The sequence below is a fragment of the Nocardioides endophyticus genome (genome assembly GCF_039543845.1).
GTDB lineage: Bacteria > Actinomycetota > Actinomycetes > Propionibacteriales > Nocardioidaceae > Nocardioides > Nocardioides endophyticus.
Genome location: NZ_BAABKN010000005.1, coordinates 195,781 through 210,679 on the forward strand (window position 1 = coordinate 195,781; position 14,899 = coordinate 210,679).

Below are 14,899 nucleotides of genomic sequence, written 5' to 3' on the forward strand. Positions count from 1 at the left end.
TCGCATGCGACTCGGACGCCTGCTGCTCGCCGCCCTGCTCGGGCTGGTGCTCGTCGGATCGTTGACGACGGCCGTGCACGCCGACCCGCGGTGGGTCTTCTACACGAAGGACAAGACCCGCTACGAGTCTCCGTGGTTCAAGGGCGCGCACCGTGTGATGGTCCCCTATGGCTGCACGACCGCGCCGTACTACTCCCCCGACTCACGCTGCCGCGACCAGCGCGGCTTCCACCACGGACTCGACATCGCGATGCGCTGCGGCACGCCGCTGTATGCGCCGTACAGGTTCAAGGTCGTCTCCAACGACTCCCTCGGGCCGGCGTACGGCGACAACCCGCTGCTGCTGCGCAACGCCAGGCTGGGCTGGGACCTGGTGATCGGGCACACCCGGCGCGTCTACGTCCGCGAGGGCCAGGTCGTGCGGCGCGGCACGATGTTCGCGCGTGCCGGCGACAGCGGCGCGCCCGACGGCTGCCACCTGCACTTCGAGCGGCGCGCCGTCGGCGGTGGACTCTCCACGGCGACCTGGCCGCGACCGTTGCTGGCGCTGACGCCGCGCGAGCGGCCATGACCGACCAGCGGGTCCTGTCGCACTTCATGGACGCCGACGGCCGGCTGCACACCATCCCGTCGAAGCACGCCAAGCTGCTCGTCGTACTCGATCACCTGGCGCAGCGGTGGACAGTTCGAGGTCTGAGGACACGTCGGTCGGCTCAGAACCGGTACGTAGTCTGGCCGTGATCGCCGCCGAATGCGATCACTTTCGAGGCCGTGACCCGGTAGACGCGGGCACCTCCTGACGTGCTGCCACCGGAATCGCTGACCTCGACGAACTCCTGGTCGCGGACCACGAACTTCCAGTCCTCGCCGTACTTGGCGAACCACGCCTCCGCCAACGCCTCGAGCAGGCCGTCGTCGGTCACCCGCTCGGCCGCTCCCCCGACGACCAGCTCCACCCCGCTGTTCCAGCGGCGACCGCCGGTGTTGCCGGTGGTGACCGCGACGTGTGGGTGCGCGTCGAGGTTCCGCTGCTTCTGCTCCTCCGCACCGGTGCAGAAGGCGAAGGCGCCCTCGTGCCAGACGCCGACGAGCGGGACGGCGTGCGGGCGGCCGTCCACGCGGACGGTGATGATCCAATAGAGCTGGGCGTCGACGAGGAGTCTCTCGATCTTCGCCCACGCAGGTGCGGTGGCCGACGGGTCGCCGTACCTCGGGTCGATCTTTCCGATGGTCATGTCAGTACCGACCCGGGCTCGGCCCGCCACTCATCGGCCACCCAGGGCGTGTCCTAGTGTCGCCGACAGCCTTCCTGACCAGCTCCTCGAACTTCTGCACATCGGCGTCGCTCAGGTCGGTCACGGCGTACGCCGTCGGCCAGATCGCGCCGTCGTCCAGCTGCGCCAGGTCGTTGAAGCCGAACGTCGCGTAGCGAGCCTCGAACTTCTCCGCCGGCTGGAAGAAGCACAGCACCTTGCCGTCGCGGGCGTACGCCGGCATCCCGTACCAGGTCTTGGGGTCGAGCTCGGGCGCGGTGGGTGCTTCTCGATTCCTGGCGACCCCAGCACGGGTATCGTCGGCGTGTGAGCAACGACTGGCGCCACGAGACGATCGAGAAGGTCCGAGCCCTGATCCTGGCGGCCGAGCCCGACATGGTCGAGGAGACCAAGTGGCGCAAGGCGTCGAACCCCGACGGCGTACCGACCTTCTCCTGTGACGGTCTGGTCTGCACCGTCGAGACCTACAAGGACAAGGTGAAGCTCACCTTCGCCAAGGGTGCGTCACTGGACGACCCGTCGGGTCTCTTCAACGCCAGCCTGGACGCCGGCACCCGGCGCGCGATCGACCTCCACGAGTCCGACTCGCTCGACGACGACGCCTTCGTCGAGCTGGTCCGCAGCGCCGTGGAGCACAACCGCTCCTGACCCGCGCGCATCTCGTGCGGTGTCATGACACACCGGTTGGCGGCATGATGGCCGGGTGACCACCGGAGCCGCGAACGACAAGGCAGCAACGCTCCTCGGCCTGCACACCGGTCCCGGCTTCGTACTCCCGAACGCCTGGGATGCCGGCTCCGCACGCACCTTGGAGCACGTCGGCTTTCCAGCCATCGCCACGACCAGTGCAGGCATCGCCTGGTCCTGGGGAGTCCCGGACGGTGGGTCGCTGGACCGCGAGACCATGCTCGCGCACGTCGGCCGCATCGTGTCGGCAGTGAGCGTGCCGGTGACCGCGGACCTGGAGGCGGGGTACGGCGAGACCGCCGACCACGTCGGGGAGACCGTGGCCCGCGCCGCGGCGCTCGGTGTCGTGGGTGCCAACATCGAAGACGCCCGGACGGGCGGGCTGTACGGGATCGAGGAGGCGGTCGACCGGATCGTCGCCGCACGTGCTGCTGCACCGAAGGGCACCTTCGTGCTCAACGCCCGCACAGACACCTACCGCGCTGACGCCGAAGGGGACGTCTTCGACGAGACGGTGGAGCGTGCGGTCCGCTATGTGGAGGCAGGTGCCGACTGCGTCTTCGTGCCCGGGGTCGTCGAGGAGGACACGATCCGCCGGCTCGCTGTCGCGGTCCCGGGACCGCTCAACGTCGTGGCCGGGCTCGCGAGCACCACCGACGCGCCGACGCTCTTCTCACTCGGCGTCAAGCGGGTCAGCGTCGGCGGCAGCCTGGCCCGGGCCTCGTTGAGCATGCTGGAGCGCGCCGGTCGCGAGCTGCTCGGCCCTGGCACACTCGACTTCCTCGACGGCGCGATCTCGTACGCGGATCTGCAGCGACGCTTCGGCACGTGACCGCCCGCGGGACGGCGCACCTCGCCGGCTCCCTTCGAGTCTGGCGTGACGGGCAGATTCTCGCCGTGGGTCTGGTGGACGGTGCGGGCTTGATTCGCATGGGCATCGCACCGAGCGTCGATCGGGATACCCCGCTCGCGACGCGGTTGTTGGCCGACCTGTCGGATCCGGCGCGTGGGCCGCTGCCCGCGGCCGGCTTCGTCGCACTCGGTGACGTCCCTGACTTCCGTCGGCCCAGCTGATTACGACGGTGTCGTACGGCGGTCGACCCGTTCGTAGCACTGGTGAGAGGACGCCCACCGATCACAGGAGATGACACATGCAGCATCCGGAGCCAGTCGCGCGCCGACTGTTCGACCTCACCGAGCCGATCTCGCTGGTCAACTTCTTCTCCGACGAGCCCAACGAGTCGATGGCAGCGCTCGGCTTCCACAACTACTGGGACGGCTACTTCGCCGGACGCTCTGCGCCGCTCGGACGGGTCTCGGCCGAGGTGGTCCACGCGGTCTTCTACAACTTCGCCGACGGTGAGGTGGCCCGCCACATCCCCCAGGTCTGGGACACGACCACCCCCGTGGCGGCGCACGCCGCGCGCGAGCAGGGCTGCGTGGCGGCGCTGCGGCGGATCCTCGGCGATCTCGTCGAGACTCCCGGGCTCGCACGCGCTGCCGAGCTGCTCGCCAAGGCCTCGACCAGTGCACCGACCGAGGGACGGGTCATGTACGCCGCCCTCCGCGCGCTGCCGATGCCCGAGGAGCCCGTCGCCCGACTCTGGCACGCCGCCAACATGCTTCGGGAGCACCGCGGAGACGGCCACATCGCGGCTCTGGTCTCCGAGCGGATCGGCGGGACCGAGGCCCACGTGCTCAGCGCTCTCGACATCGGGATCCATCCCGCAGAGTCGTTCGGCAGGATCCACCACCTCCCCAAGGCCCGTCTGGCCGCGGTGATGGAGGGCTTGCGCGATCGCGGCCTCCTCGACGCCTCGGGCCGCTTCACGGACGCCGGGCGTGCGACCAAGGTCCGGATCGAGGCTCTGACCGACGCCCTCGCAGAAGCTCCGTACGACGCGCTGGAGCCGTTCGAGCTCGATGACCTGATCGCGTCGCTCGAGCCCATCTCCAGGACGCTTCGGGCTGCAGGGTCGAAGTAGGACGCCTAGCCTCGATGCTCCGTCAGGCTGGTTGAGCCGACCGCGCACCCGTCAGCAGCCGGGTCCCGTCGACCACGATCTGCAGGCCCAGCGCGAAGTCCGAGTCGTCCCGCGGCGCGTCCTCGATGGCGCCGACGGCGCCTGCCTGCAGGTGGGTCTGCTCGTCGACGGCATGACCGAAGACGTAGTGCAGCAGGGTGCGAGCGGCCGTCGGGACCAGCGAGGGTTCGAGCCCACCGTCGGTGAGGGCGTCCGCGAGCTCGTCGTACGGCGTGGCCGCGCCGAGGCCGAAGGAGCGGACGGTGGCGACCAGCTCGGCGCCGTCGCGGTAGGCGAGCATCGCGTCGCGGAGCTCGGTGCAGACGGCCTCGACCCGAGCGTCCCAGGCGGCCGGGCGCTGGCTGGAGGTGGCGTGGCGCCGGCCGCGGGCGAGGAGCTCGTCAGCGACGGCGGCGAGCAGCGACTGCTTGTTGGGGAAGTGGTGGTAGAGCGCGCTGGGCTGGACGCCGAGCTCCCCGGCGAGGCGGCGCATCGTCAGGTCCGCGAGGCCGTAGGTGTCGAGCACCGTCAGTGCCCGGTCGACGACGTCGGCGCGGTGGTGGCGCACGTCACACCCCTTCCTGTTGAAACTACTCCTCGGTCACGATTGACCGGGTTCGATCCGAACCCTAGCCTGAACGGCGTTCACCTGAACACCGTTCAGGTCCGATCGAAGGAACCGAGCATGACGATGTCCAAGACACCGACCACCCCCACCGCGGACGCGCCCGCCGCGCGCCGTCGCTCGTCGACGACCGACATCGCGCTGATCGCGGGCTTCGCGGCGCTGATCTCGGCGTGCGCCTACATCGGGGCGATCCCGGCCGGCGGCTCCGGCGTACCGATCACCCTGCAGACCTTCGGCGTGATGCTCGCCGGCTGCGTGCTCGGAGCGGTCCGCGGCTTCCTGGCGGTCTCCCTCTACCTCCTGCTCGGCGTCCTCGGCCTGCCGGTCTTCGCGGAGCACTCCTCGGGCCTCGGCGTCTTCTCCGGCCCGAGCGCGGGCTACCTCTACGCGTTCCCGATCGCCGCGGCGCTGGCCGGCTTCCTGGTCAAGTACGTCGCGCGCGAGCGGCGTACCCGCGCCATCTGGGTGTTCGCGTGCTCGATCACCGCCAGCATCCTGGTGATCCACCCGATGGGCATCGCCGGCATGAAGCTCTACTTCGACGTCTCGTGGCACGAGGCCCTCACCTACGACACGCCGTTCTGGCTCGGCGACATCCTCAAGACCGCACTGGTCGCACTGGTCGCCGCCGAGGTGTTCCGCGCGTTCCCGTGGATGCAGCGCGTCGACCGCTGATCCGTTGCCCACGATCACCTTCGACGCCGCCGGTCTCAGCGTCCCCGTCGCCGGCGGCACCCGGGTCGTCCTCGAGCCGACCACGATCGAGCTGACCGAGCAGCGCGTCGGGATCATCGGCGCCAACGGGTCGGGCAAGTCGACGCTGGCGCGGATGGTCAACGGCCTGGTCGCGCCCACCACCGGTCGCGTCCTCGTCGACGGTGTCGACGTCGCGCGGCACGGCGGCGCCGTACGGCGCCGGGTCGGCTTCTGCTTCACCGACCCGGCCTCGCAGCTGGTGATGCCGACCTGCGTCGAGGACGTCGAGCTGTCGCTGCGGCGACACGAGAAGAACGCCTCGCGCCGCCACGACCGGGCGCTCGAGGTGCTGGGCCGCTACGGACTCGCGGAGCACGCGGACGTCAGCGTGCACGCGCTCTCCGGCGGGCAGAAGCAGCTGCTCGCGCTGGCCGGGGTCCTCGCCGTCGAGCCCGCGATCGTGGTCGCCGACGAGCCCACGACCCTGCTCGACCTGGCCAACACCCGGCGGGTCGCCGACCTGCTCTTCGCCCTCGACCAGCAGCTGGTGCTGGTCACCCACGACCTCGACCTGGCCCGCCGTTGCGACCGGGTGCTGGTCGTCGAGGGCGCGAGGGTGCGGTACGACGGTGCCGCCAACGCTGCGGTCGACGACTACCTGACCTCGGTCGCGTCATGACCACCACGGGACTGGTCGGCGTCTACCAACCGGGCACGACCGTGCTGCACCGGCTGCCCGTCGGCGCCAAGCTCGGGGGGCTGATGGCGCTCAGCCTGGCGATCGTGCTGGTGCGCAGCATGCCGTGGGCGTGGGCGTTCCTCGCGATCGCTCTCGCACTGGCGCTGCTGGCCCAGGTCCGGCTCGGCACCCTCCTGCGGGCGGCCCGGACGGTGCTGCTGCTCGCGGTGTTCGTGGGCGCGCTGCAGTGGTGGTGGTACGGCCGCGACAAGGCGATCGAGACACTCGTCGACCTGCTCGCGCTGTCGATCGCCGCCGTCGTCGTCTCGGCCACCACCCCGGTCAACGCGATGCTGGACTCGTTCATCCGCTGGATCACTCCCCTGCGGCCGATCGGTGTGGACCCCGAGCGCGTCGCCCTCACCATCGGGCTGGCGATCCAGGCGCTTCCGGGCACGGTCGCCCTGGCCGTCGAGACCCGTGACGCGGCCCGGGCGCGCGGCGTACGTCACCCACGCGCCTTCCTCGCACCGTTCGTGGTGCGGGTCGTCGCCCGCGCCCACGAGACCGGCGACGCGCTGCACGCCCGCGGGATCGGCGACGACTGACGTCAGCGTGGCGGATGCGCGGCGAGCCACTCGGCGGCACGCCGCTTCGAAGCGCGTGAGAGCCAGGCGTCCTGGACCACCTCGGCGACCTCATCGCGGGTGAGCTCGCCGATCCGGCTTCCGCGCAGGAGCACCGACGGGTGGCCGTTGAAGTGCGGAGTCGTGAAGTACGGCGTGGACTCGTCGAGCACCATCGCGTCCTTGTCGGCGGGGTCGACCCAGAAGACGATGACGTCGTCGTACCTCTCCCCGGTCTCCGGGTCGAACGCGTCGGGCCGCTGCGTCCGGAAGAAGACGAACGACTTCTTGCCGACCTGGTAGACGGGTCGACGCGAGCCGGGCGCGAGCTCGGCGTACGGCATCGAGAGGGCGATCTCGTGGACGTCCTCGACTCGGGCCTTGCGCGTGCGTGGACTCATCCGGAGTAGGGCACCTCGCTCTGCCACCCCTCCTCGTCCTGGTGCGCCGCGGCCCAGATCGCCTCGGCGACCCGGTCCGGTGTGAACGCCCCCTCCCGCCCGAGGGTGCCGCGCACCGTCACCGACACGGCGCGGATGCCGTCCGGCTCGAGGGTCTTGTCGAGGCTGTGCACGAGGTTGCGTACGCCGGCCTTCTGCACGCCGAGCGACGCAGCCTTGTGCCAGGGCTTGTCGGCGGCCATGCTGCCGGTGACCGTGATCCGGCCGCCCGCGGACATGAACGGCCGAGCGGCCTGCACGCTGGTCAGCAGCGCACCGACGCCGAGGGCGACGTCCTCGAGGAGCTCGTCGACCGTCAGCTCGAGCGGATCGCGCTCGCGGAACGCGCTCGGGTTGAAGTGGAGCACGTCGATCCCGCCGAAGTTCTCTGCCATGGAGGTGATGACCTCGGACGTCGCGTCACCGTCGGTGACGTCGACGACGGCGATCTGCCCGTTCGCGCCGAGCTCCTCGAGGTCACCGCCCAGCTCCGCGAGTTGCTCCTCGTCGGTGCCGAGCAGGCCCACGTCGTACCCCTCTCGGGCGAAGAGACGCGACACCGAGCCGCTCACACCCGGTCCTGCTCCGACGACGACGATCACGGGACGACTCATGCGTCCACTGTCTCAGAGGGGTTGGTTGACGAACCAGCGATGACCGAACGGATCCCGGAAGATCGCCACTCGCCCTGCGGGCGGACTGTCCTCGGGACCCCGGTCGATCGTCGTACCGGCCTCGGCGACCCGGGCGCAGACGGCGTCCACGTCGCCGACCGTCAGGTGCAGCGACACAGCGTTGCCGCGACCGGGGTCGGGCGGTGCGACGCCCGCCTCGGCGAACTCGTCGGACATCATCCAACCGGCGCCGCCGACGGCCAGCTCCACATGGCCGATCCGTCCGTCAGGCATCTCGATCGGCGCGTAGGTGATCTCCGCGCCGAGCACGTCGACGTACCAGGCGATCGCGGCCCGGGCGTCGGCGACGCAGAGGTACGGCGTCAGCTCACCCATGGCTAGCGGAAGTCGATCGGGGTGTTCCACGCGGCACCCGAGCCCGGGTCCTTGCGCTTGCCGCAGCGCGGGCAGACGAGCGCAGCAACCTGGCCCTCGTCGTTGTACTCACGCCGGAACTTCTTGGCCGGGACGTGGTACCCGACCAGGCAGAGCAGGCGGGACGGGCTGGCCACAGACTCAGGATGCACCCATGCAAGGCGACAGTCGAGGGCTCACCACACGTCTGCGTCTCGCCAGTCGCAGGAGATCGGGTCGTCGAGGTCGAGGCCCGCGGGGCCGCCGAGGACGTAGATCGAGTCCTCGTCAGGAGTAGGCCTCAGTCCGTCGGGCGTCAGCACGGACGTCGGCCCGCGCCAGAGCGACCAGCCGCGTGACTCGTACAGCGACCTCCCTTCGCGTGACGAGCACAGCGCGAGCAGGTCGTACGCCGGCGCGAGCGACTCGAGCCCGGCCATGACCGCATGGCCGTGGCCACGTCGTCGGTGGTCTGGATCCGTGGCGACCGCCTCGACGTAGCCGCACCGGAGCGCCCGGCCTCGGTGCAGCATCCGGCGCAGCACGACCGCACCGTGCGCCACCAACACGCCGTCCTCGAAGACCAGCGCGTGCATCCCGCCCAGCGCGTGCTCCCAGTCCGCGTCGCCGAAGTCGCTGTACGACGCGTCGCAGAGTGCGCGGGCGGCAGTCAGCTCGTCGGCCGAGAGCTGGGCGGTGTGGCGCACGGTCACCATCCCGGGGGCCTCCGGTCGGCCCAGGGCGCGGCGGTCTCAACCTGAGCGGCGAGCGCCACGAGCAGCTCCTCCTCGGCCGGTCGGGCCGCGAGCATAACCCCGACCGGGAGCCCGTCGGGCGTCCAGTGCAGGGGCAGGGAGATGGCCGGCATCCCGGTGACGTTCCACGCCGAGGTCCAGGGCGTGAATGCCTTCTGGGCGTCGAAGTCGGCCTGCGGGTCGGCGTCGTCGCGCAACGCCCCGAGCAGCACCGGCGGGGTCGCGAGCGTCGGCGTCAGCACGGCGTCGTACGGCGCGAGCGCGGTGAGCGCCTCGGCGGCGAACCGCCGCATCGCGCCGATCGCGAGCCCGAACTCCGGTCCGCTCACCGCCCGCCCCTGGTCCGACAGCCAGCGGGTGAGAGGCCGGAGGAGGTGCTCCTTCTCGGGTGGCACGACGGAGAGTGCGGTCAGCACCGCCCAGCAGGTCTCGAAGACCGGGACCGCCTCGGGCGGCAGCGGCACCGGGACGTCCTCGACCTCGTGACCCAGCGACTCCAGCAGCCGCGAGGCGTCGTCCCAGGCCCGTGCACACTCGGGGTCGACGGGAGTGTCGGTGATCACTGGTGTGATGAAGCGACCGATCCGGAGCCGCCCCGGGTCGCGACCGGCAGCAGCCAGGAACGTCTCGGAAGGAGGTGGCGCCCAGGAAGGATCGCCCACCCGACGACCGGCGAGCACGTCGAGCATCGCCGCCGCGTCGGCGACCGTGCGGGCGATCGGCCCGGCCGTCGCCAAACCCACCGGGTCGCCGTACATGGGGTGACCACTGATCCGCCCACGCGTGGGCTTGAGGCCGACGAGCCCGCAGCAGGAGGCCGGGATCCGGATCGATCCACCGCCGTCGGAGCCCTGGGCGAGCGGCACCAGGCCGGCCGCGACGGCGGCCGCGGCTCCCCCGGACGAGCCGCCGGCCGTGCGGGTGCGGTCCCACGGCGTGACGGCCGCGGGTGCGACGTCGGGCTCGGTGTAGCAGGGCGACCCGAACTCGGGCGCATTGGTCTTGCCCAGGCTGACCAGGCCGGCCGCCTCGAGCGAGAGCGTCACACCGTCGGAGACGTCCGGAACGAAGTCGGCGAACGCGGCAGAGCCGAAGGTGGTCCGGACGCCGGCGGTGAGGTTGAGGTCCTTGATCGCCGTCGGCACGCCGAAGAGCGGCCCGTCCGCCGCGCCGGCGTCGAGCCGGGCCGCTCGCTCGCGCGCCAGCTCGGGGGTGAGCGTGACGAACGCGCCGACCGAGTCGAGTCGGTCGGCGCGTTCGAGGTAGTGCTCGGTGAGCTCGAGGGGCGACACCTCGCGGCGGCGCACCAGGGCGCCCTGCTCGAGCGCGGTCAGGTCATGGAGTTCGGGCACGACCCGACGCTAGGCCATGTCGTGGCGCCCGGCGTGGAAGGTGGGTCAGGCCGCGGCGGTCTCGCGGTCGAACTCGACCAGGACCTCGACCGCCCGGGCGAGACGCGCCTGCACCTCGGGGTCGGTGAGCACGTCGACCTCGAGGGCCGACTGCGAGACGGTGACGTCCTCGACGACGGTCGCGCCGGCGATGCCCGCCGAGCGGACGGCTTCGGCGTGCGCCCACTTGCCGCCGTACGGCGTGGGGGTCGCGCCGACGACACCGAAGGGCTTGCCGACGAGCGCGCCGGCGCCGTACGGGCGCGAGAGCCAGTCGATGGCGTTGCTGAGGACGGCGGGCATCCGGCCGTTGTACTCCGGCGTCACGGCCAGCACCCGGTCCGCGGACGCGACCTGCTCACGCAGCCGCGCGGCGGAGGCAGGGATGTCGGTGGCGGTGTCGACGTCCTGGTTGTAGAACGGCACCTCGCCGAGCCCGTCGATGATCTCGATGCTGACACCGTCGGGGGCCTGGTCGCGCAGCACCTCGGCCAGCTTGCGGTTGACGGAGTCGGTGCGGAGGCTGCCGACGAGGACGGCGATCGTGGTGTGAGTCATGACTGGCAAAACGGACCACGGTCCGCTTTTCTTCCCGGTGCGGCGTGCGCTGGCTCACTAGATTGGCGCAGACATGTCCGAACCACACCTGCTGCCACTCCTCGATGCTCCCCCGCCGGAGCGTCGCGATGCCGCGCGCAACCGGGAGCGGCTGCTCGGCGCCGCCAAGGAGCTGGTCGAGCGAGATGGCGCGCACGCCGTGACGATGGACGCGGTCGCGACCGCGGCCGGCGTCGGCAAGGGCACGCTCTTCCGCCGGTTCGAGTCGCGCGAGGGGCTGATGGCAGCCGTGCTGAACCACTCCGAGAGCGAGTGGCAGGCGCAGGTGATGAGCGGCCCGCCGCCGCTCGGCCCGGGCGCCGAGCCCTGGGACCGGCTGCTGGTGTTCGGACGCACCCGGCTCGAGACGACTCTGCTGCACGCCGAGCTGATCCGGGAGGCTGGCCGCTCGGGAGCCCGCGCCTCGGGTGCCTACTCGTTCGCGGCCACCCACGTCCGCTACCTGCTCTCGCAGCTTCGGGTCAGTGGCGACATCCCCCTGCTCGCGGTCGCGATCCTCGCGCCGCTCGAGCTGCCGATCCTCGAGCAGGTCTCGCTGGACGGGTTCCCGGTCGACCGCTTCTACGACGGTTGGGTAGACCTGGCGCGCCGGGTCGTCGGGCGCTCGGCCTGATCAGACCTGCTGGCGGCGCAGGCCGAACGTGACTCCGTCGACCAACGCGCCCCAGGACGCCTCGATCACGTTGGCGCCGACTCCGACCGTCACCCACGACGACTCGCCGTCGCTGGTCTCGATCAGCACCCGGGTGATCGCGTCGGTGCCGTGACCCTGGTCGAGGATGCGCACCTTGTAGTCGATGAGCTCGAACTTCGCGACCTCCGGGTAGGCCCGGCCGATCGCCTCGCGCAGCGCGTGGTCGAGGGCATTGACCGGACCGTTGCCCTCACCCGTCATCACGTAGCGGACGCCGTCGGCCTTGAGCTTCACCGTCGCCTCGGAGACGGCCTCGTCGCCGGCGGTCCGGTTGTTGAGCGTCTCGGTGATGACGCGCCAGGACTCCACCTCGAAGTACGACGGGCGCGCGCCCTCGACCTCCTCGATCAGCAGCAGCTCGAATGATGCGTCGGCGGCCTCGAACGTGTAGCCGCGGTTCTCCAGGACCTTGACCCGATCGGTGATCCGGGTGACCAGCTCCCGGTCGCCGGACAGGTCGAAGCCGAGCTCGCGACCCTTGAGCTCGATCGACGCCCGCCCGGCCATGTCGGAGACCAGCAGCCTCATGTCGTTGCCGACACCGGCCGGGTCCATGTGCTGGTAGAGGTCCGGGTCGACCTTGATCGCGCTGGCGTGCAGACCCGCCTTGTGGGTGAACGCCGAGCTGCCGACGTACGGCTGGCGCGACGCGGGCGGGAAGTTCGTGACCTCGGCGACCGCGTGCGCGATCCGGGTGGCGTCGGCGAGCAGGCCCTGCGGCAACACTCGCTTGTCCAGCTTGAGCTCGAGGTTGGCGACGACCGAGACGAGGTCCGCGTTGCCGGTGCGCTCGCCGTACCCGTTGATCGTGCCCTGCACGTGGGTGGCCCCGGCGTCGACCGCGGCGAGGGTGTTGGCGACCGCGCAGCCGGTGTCGTTGTGGCAGTGGATGCCGACCCGGACCTGCGCGCTCTCCCGGACGTCGTGGACGACGTCGCCGACCCAGCTCGGCAGCATGCCGCCGTTCGTGTCGCACAGCGCGATCACCTCGGCGCCCGCGTCGTACGCCGTGCGCAGCACCTCGAGCGCGTAGTCACGGTTGGCCCGGTAGCCGTCGAAGAAGTGCTCGGCGTCGAGGAAGACCGTCTGCCCCTCCTCGCGGAGGTGGGTGACGGTGTCACGGATCATCGCGAGGTTCTCCTCGAGCGTGGTCCGCAGCGCGAGCTCGACGTGGCGGTCGTACGACTTCGCCACCAGCGTGACCACGTCGGCGCCGCTGTCGCGCAGCGCCGCGACGAGCGGGTCGTCGGCGGCCTTCACCCCGGCCCGCCGGGTTGCCCCGAAAGCGGCCAGCTTGGCGTTGCGCAGGTCGAGCTCGGCCGCTGCGCGTCCGAAGAACTCGGTGTCCTTCGGGTTGGCCCCCGGCCACCCTCCCTCGATGTATCCCACGCCGAGACTGTCGAGCTGGCGGGCGATCGACAGCTTGTCGGCGACGGAGAGGCTGAGCCCCTCCTGCTGGGCGCCGTCGCGCAGGGTGGTGTCGTAGACGTGGAAGTCGCCGTGGAGGTCCATCGGATTTCCTGTTCGGTCACGTGGCTGCGTCAGAGGTTCGGAGCAACAAAAAAACCTCTCGAGGCACGAGAGGTTGGCGCGTCGAGCTTCCCGGTCGGGAGGCGGCGACGCGCTAGGAAATAATGATCACGGAGTGATGCACGTCGCCATCGTGCCACGACGACCACATCATGGACCAGGGATCTCGGCATGCGGCTGGCCGTCGGCGGGGTCCCAGCTCGCCCCCGTCACGTCGGCACGGAAGCCCAGCGCGGCGGCCACCGCGAGGACGACGACGAGCGCGACGGCCCAGCGCCGCGGATCGGCCGCGAGAGGTACGACGATCCGGTTGACCGGGCCGCGGAGGCGCGACCCGCCCGGGCCCCACCACAGCGATCCGGCGAGGACGACGCCGCAGACGAAGAGCGCCAGCTCGACGCCGGTGGCGATCGCGTAGCAGACCAGGGCCGCAGCGGCGGACAGCCCGAGGGCCCAGAGCCCGAGCAGCACGGCTCCGGGGATCGACTGCACGAGGTGCCAGGGCGCGGCGACGAGCAGCTGCACGCCGTCGTACCACTTGCGCCCGCGGTACTGGCGGCGCTGGTCGTGGGCCGAAGCCGCCAGCGAGATGCTGCGGGTCAGCCAGGTCAGCAGGAGCAGCAGGCCGACCGTCAGCCAGGGGTACGCCGCGGCACCGGCGCCGGACGCGAGGACCGACGCGATCAGCAGGCTGCCGCGCCGCAGCCGCTCCCCGAGCGTGGCCCGCGGCTCCTCGTAGAGCTCGGTCGCACCCTCGGGCGGGAGAGCGAGCGTGTAGGGCTCGGCGGCGTTGTGGCCGGGCCAGACGTCGGTCTCGTCGTCGGCGCCCGCCTGCGCGGCCAGGGCCAACGGCACCGTGTAGGGGTCGTGCTCGACAGCGACCGGCGGCGCGATCTGAGGTGAGTCGCGACGGTTGGTCAGCGGGCGCAGCCAGTCGAGCAGCTGCGGCAGCGTCGGCCGGTTGCGGGGCTCCGGGTCGAGGGCCGCCGCCACCACCTGGTGCAGGTCGTCGGGCAGCCCGTCCAGGTCGAACTGCCCACGCCGGACCCGGTCCATGATCGCCATCGAGGGACCCCGGCCGAACGGCGGGTGTCCCGTGCCTGCGTACGCCACCGTCGCCGCCCAGGAGTGCACGTCGGAGGCCGCGGTCGCGTCCTCGCCGTACAGGATCTCGGGCGCCAGGTAGCCCGGCGTGCCGAGCAGCCAGCCGGTGTGGGTGAGCTTCGGGTCGTCGGCGACCCGGGCCAACCCGAAGTCGATGAGGATCGGGGTTCGCCCCTCCATCAGCACGTTGGACGGCTTCACATCGCGGTGCAGGACGCCGACCGCGTGCACCGACGTGATGCCCTCCGCGAGCCCGGCGGCGAACCAGTAGAGGTCGGGACCGGTGATCGCCCCCTCCTCCACGATCAGGTCGTGCAGGGAGAGGCCGGGCACGTAGCGGGTGGCGACGTAGGGGATCGGCGCCCACGGGTCGGCGTCGACGATGCCCGCCACCCAACGGCTGTTGACTCGCCGGAGCGAGCCGACCTCGCGGGCCAGCCGGTGCCTGGCCTCGTCGTCACCGACGATGTGCGGCCGGAGCACCTTGAGCGCGACCCGGTCGCCGCCGCCGCGACGGGCCAGGTGGACCACGCCCATCCCGCCCTCGCCGAGCTTGGCCAGCAGCGTGTACCCGCCGACCATGGGCCGCTCAGCGGGCCCGGCTCCGGAGGGATGCGTCGTCACGGCCCGAGGCTACCTGTGCCGGCGCCCGCAGCCGGGGAGGACCACACCCCCTTCGACCCAAGCCACGAGTACGACTAAGGTAAGCCTTACCTCCTCGCCTC

21 protein-coding genes are annotated in these 14,899 nt (G+C 71.3%); 9 read left to right on the forward strand and 12 right to left on the reverse strand.

Features of this window, described 5'->3' with window-relative positions:
* Positions 1-4 precede the first annotated feature (4 nt).
* Positions 5-571, forward strand: a complete 567-nt coding sequence (locus tag ABEA33_RS03265) for a M23 family metallopeptidase (RefSeq protein WP_345525135.1) — start codon at positions 5-7, stop codon at positions 569-571.
* A 142-nt stretch (positions 572-713) separates the two neighbouring features.
* Here the strand turns inward: ABEA33_RS03265 and ABEA33_RS03270 are convergent, their stop codons facing one another.
* Both ABEA33_RS03270 and ABEA33_RS03275 read right to left on the reverse strand, forming a co-directional pair.
* A complete protein-coding gene (locus ABEA33_RS03270; protein ID WP_345525136.1) occupies positions 714-1,235 on the reverse strand; it encodes a pyridoxamine 5'-phosphate oxidase family protein in 522 nt (173 codons plus the stop codon).
* Position 1,236: 1 nt separating this feature from the next.
* Entirely contained in the window at positions 1,237-1,497 is a 261-nt protein-coding gene (locus ABEA33_RS03275; protein WP_345525138.1) for a hypothetical protein, read from the reverse strand.
* An 83-nt stretch (positions 1,498-1,580) separates the two neighbouring features.
* Here ABEA33_RS03275 and ABEA33_RS03280 point away from each other — a divergent pair, with 83 nt between their 5' ends.
* The 4 genes from ABEA33_RS03280 to ABEA33_RS03295 all read left to right on the forward strand — a co-directional run bounded on the left by ABEA33_RS03280 (position 1,581) and on the right by ABEA33_RS03295 (position 3,946).
* Positions 1,581-1,922 carry a DUF1801 domain-containing protein gene (locus tag ABEA33_RS03280; RefSeq protein ID WP_345525140.1) on the forward strand — a complete coding sequence of 114 codons (342 nt, stop codon included), beginning with the start codon at positions 1,581-1,583 and terminating at the stop codon, positions 1,920-1,922.
* A 55-nt stretch (positions 1,923-1,977) separates the two neighbouring features.
* Positions 1,978-2,793: an isocitrate lyase/PEP mutase family protein gene (locus ABEA33_RS03285; protein ID WP_345525141.1), complete on the forward strand. Its 816-nt coding sequence runs from the start codon at positions 1,978-1,980 to the stop codon at positions 2,791-2,793.
* On the forward strand, positions 2,790-3,035 hold the full coding sequence (locus ABEA33_RS03290) for a hypothetical protein (RefSeq protein ID WP_345525142.1): 246 nt from the start codon (positions 2,790-2,792) through the stop codon (positions 3,033-3,035). Before ABEA33_RS03285 ends, ABEA33_RS03290 begins: the two co-directional genes overlap by 4 nt.
* A 77-nt stretch (positions 3,036-3,112) precedes the next feature.
* Positions 3,113-3,946, forward strand: coding sequence for an SCO6745 family protein (locus tag ABEA33_RS03295; protein ID WP_345525143.1), 834 nt, complete (start codon positions 3,113-3,115; stop codon positions 3,944-3,946).
* 22 nt (positions 3,947-3,968) lie between these two features.
* Here ABEA33_RS03295 and ABEA33_RS03300 read toward each other — a convergent pair whose 3' ends face one another.
* On the reverse strand, positions 3,969-4,553 hold the full coding sequence (locus ABEA33_RS03300; protein ID WP_345525144.1) for a TetR/AcrR family transcriptional regulator C-terminal domain-containing protein: 585 nt from the start codon (positions 4,551-4,553) through the stop codon (positions 3,969-3,971).
* 117 nt (positions 4,554-4,670) lie between these two features.
* On the opposite strand from ABEA33_RS03300, the gene ABEA33_RS03305 reads away from it, so the two are divergent.
* From ABEA33_RS03305 to ABEA33_RS03315, 3 genes are read left to right on the forward strand one after another with little or no spacing between them, the layout of a single operon-like run.
* Positions 4,671-5,288: a biotin transporter BioY gene (locus ABEA33_RS03305; RefSeq protein ID WP_345525146.1), complete on the forward strand. Its 618-nt coding sequence runs from the start codon at positions 4,671-4,673 to the stop codon at positions 5,286-5,288.
* Positions 5,289-5,292: 4 nt separating this feature from the next.
* Positions 5,293-5,988 carry an energy-coupling factor ABC transporter ATP-binding protein gene (locus ABEA33_RS03310; RefSeq protein ID WP_345525148.1) on the forward strand — a complete coding sequence of 232 codons (696 nt, stop codon included), beginning with the start codon at positions 5,293-5,295 and terminating at the stop codon, positions 5,986-5,988.
* Positions 5,985-6,596: an energy-coupling factor transporter transmembrane component T family protein gene (locus ABEA33_RS03315; RefSeq protein ID WP_345525149.1), complete on the forward strand. Its 612-nt coding sequence runs from the start codon at positions 5,985-5,987 to the stop codon at positions 6,594-6,596. Before ABEA33_RS03310 ends, ABEA33_RS03315 begins: the two co-directional genes overlap by 4 nt.
* Before the next feature lie 2 nt (positions 6,597-6,598).
* Here ABEA33_RS03315 and ABEA33_RS03320 read toward each other — a convergent pair whose 3' ends face one another.
* Genes ABEA33_RS03320 through ABEA33_RS03350 form a run of 7 tightly spaced genes read right to left on the reverse strand, consistent with a single transcriptional unit; the run spans position 6,599 to position 10,786 of the window.
* Positions 6,599-7,015: an MmcQ/YjbR family DNA-binding protein gene (locus ABEA33_RS03320; protein ID WP_345525150.1), complete on the reverse strand. Its 417-nt coding sequence runs from the start codon at positions 7,013-7,015 to the stop codon at positions 6,599-6,601.
* The gene (locus ABEA33_RS03325; RefSeq protein ID WP_345525151.1) at positions 7,012-7,668 is read right to left on the reverse strand and encodes an SDR family oxidoreductase; all 657 of its coding nucleotides are present in this window, start codon (positions 7,666-7,668) and stop codon (positions 7,012-7,014) included. Before ABEA33_RS03325 ends, ABEA33_RS03320 begins: the two co-directional genes overlap by 4 nt.
* Before the next feature lie 12 nt (positions 7,669-7,680).
* Entirely contained in the window at positions 7,681-8,064 is a 384-nt protein-coding gene (locus ABEA33_RS03330) for a VOC family protein (RefSeq protein ID WP_345525152.1), read from the reverse strand.
* Positions 8,065-8,066: 2 nt separating this feature from the next.
* Positions 8,067-8,240, reverse strand: a complete 174-nt coding sequence (locus tag ABEA33_RS03335; protein ID WP_345525153.1) for a hypothetical protein — start codon at positions 8,238-8,240, stop codon at positions 8,067-8,069.
* Positions 8,241-8,279: 39 nt separating this feature from the next.
* Positions 8,280-8,798: a GNAT family N-acetyltransferase gene (locus ABEA33_RS03340; RefSeq protein WP_345525154.1), complete on the reverse strand. Its 519-nt coding sequence runs from the start codon at positions 8,796-8,798 to the stop codon at positions 8,280-8,282.
* Positions 8,792-10,189 carry an amidase gene (locus ABEA33_RS03345; protein WP_345525155.1) on the reverse strand — a complete coding sequence of 466 codons (1,398 nt, stop codon included), beginning with the start codon at positions 10,187-10,189 and terminating at the stop codon, positions 8,792-8,794. Before ABEA33_RS03345 ends, ABEA33_RS03340 begins: the two co-directional genes overlap by 7 nt.
* A gap of 45 nt (positions 10,190-10,234) precedes the next feature.
* Positions 10,235-10,786: an NAD(P)H-dependent oxidoreductase gene (locus ABEA33_RS03350; protein ID WP_345525157.1), complete on the reverse strand. Its 552-nt coding sequence runs from the start codon at positions 10,784-10,786 to the stop codon at positions 10,235-10,237.
* Between the two features lie 73 nt (positions 10,787-10,859).
* On the opposite strand from ABEA33_RS03350, the gene ABEA33_RS03355 reads away from it, so the two are divergent.
* Positions 10,860-11,459, forward strand: a complete 600-nt coding sequence (locus tag ABEA33_RS03355) for a TetR/AcrR family transcriptional regulator (RefSeq protein ID WP_345525158.1) — start codon at positions 10,860-10,862, stop codon at positions 11,457-11,459.
* Here the strand turns inward: ABEA33_RS03355 and cimA are convergent, their stop codons facing one another.
* Together cimA and ABEA33_RS03365 are read right to left on the reverse strand one after the other, a co-directional pair.
* Positions 11,460-13,052 (reverse strand): citramalate synthase, encoded by a 1,593-nt coding sequence (gene cimA, locus ABEA33_RS03360; protein WP_345525159.1) that lies wholly within the window; start codon positions 13,050-13,052, stop codon positions 11,460-11,462.
* Between the two features lie 168 nt (positions 13,053-13,220).
* Positions 13,221-14,798: a serine/threonine-protein kinase gene (locus tag ABEA33_RS03365; RefSeq protein ID WP_345525160.1), complete on the reverse strand. Its 1,578-nt coding sequence runs from the start codon at positions 14,796-14,798 to the stop codon at positions 13,221-13,223.
* Positions 14,799-14,899: the final 101 nt, after the last annotated feature.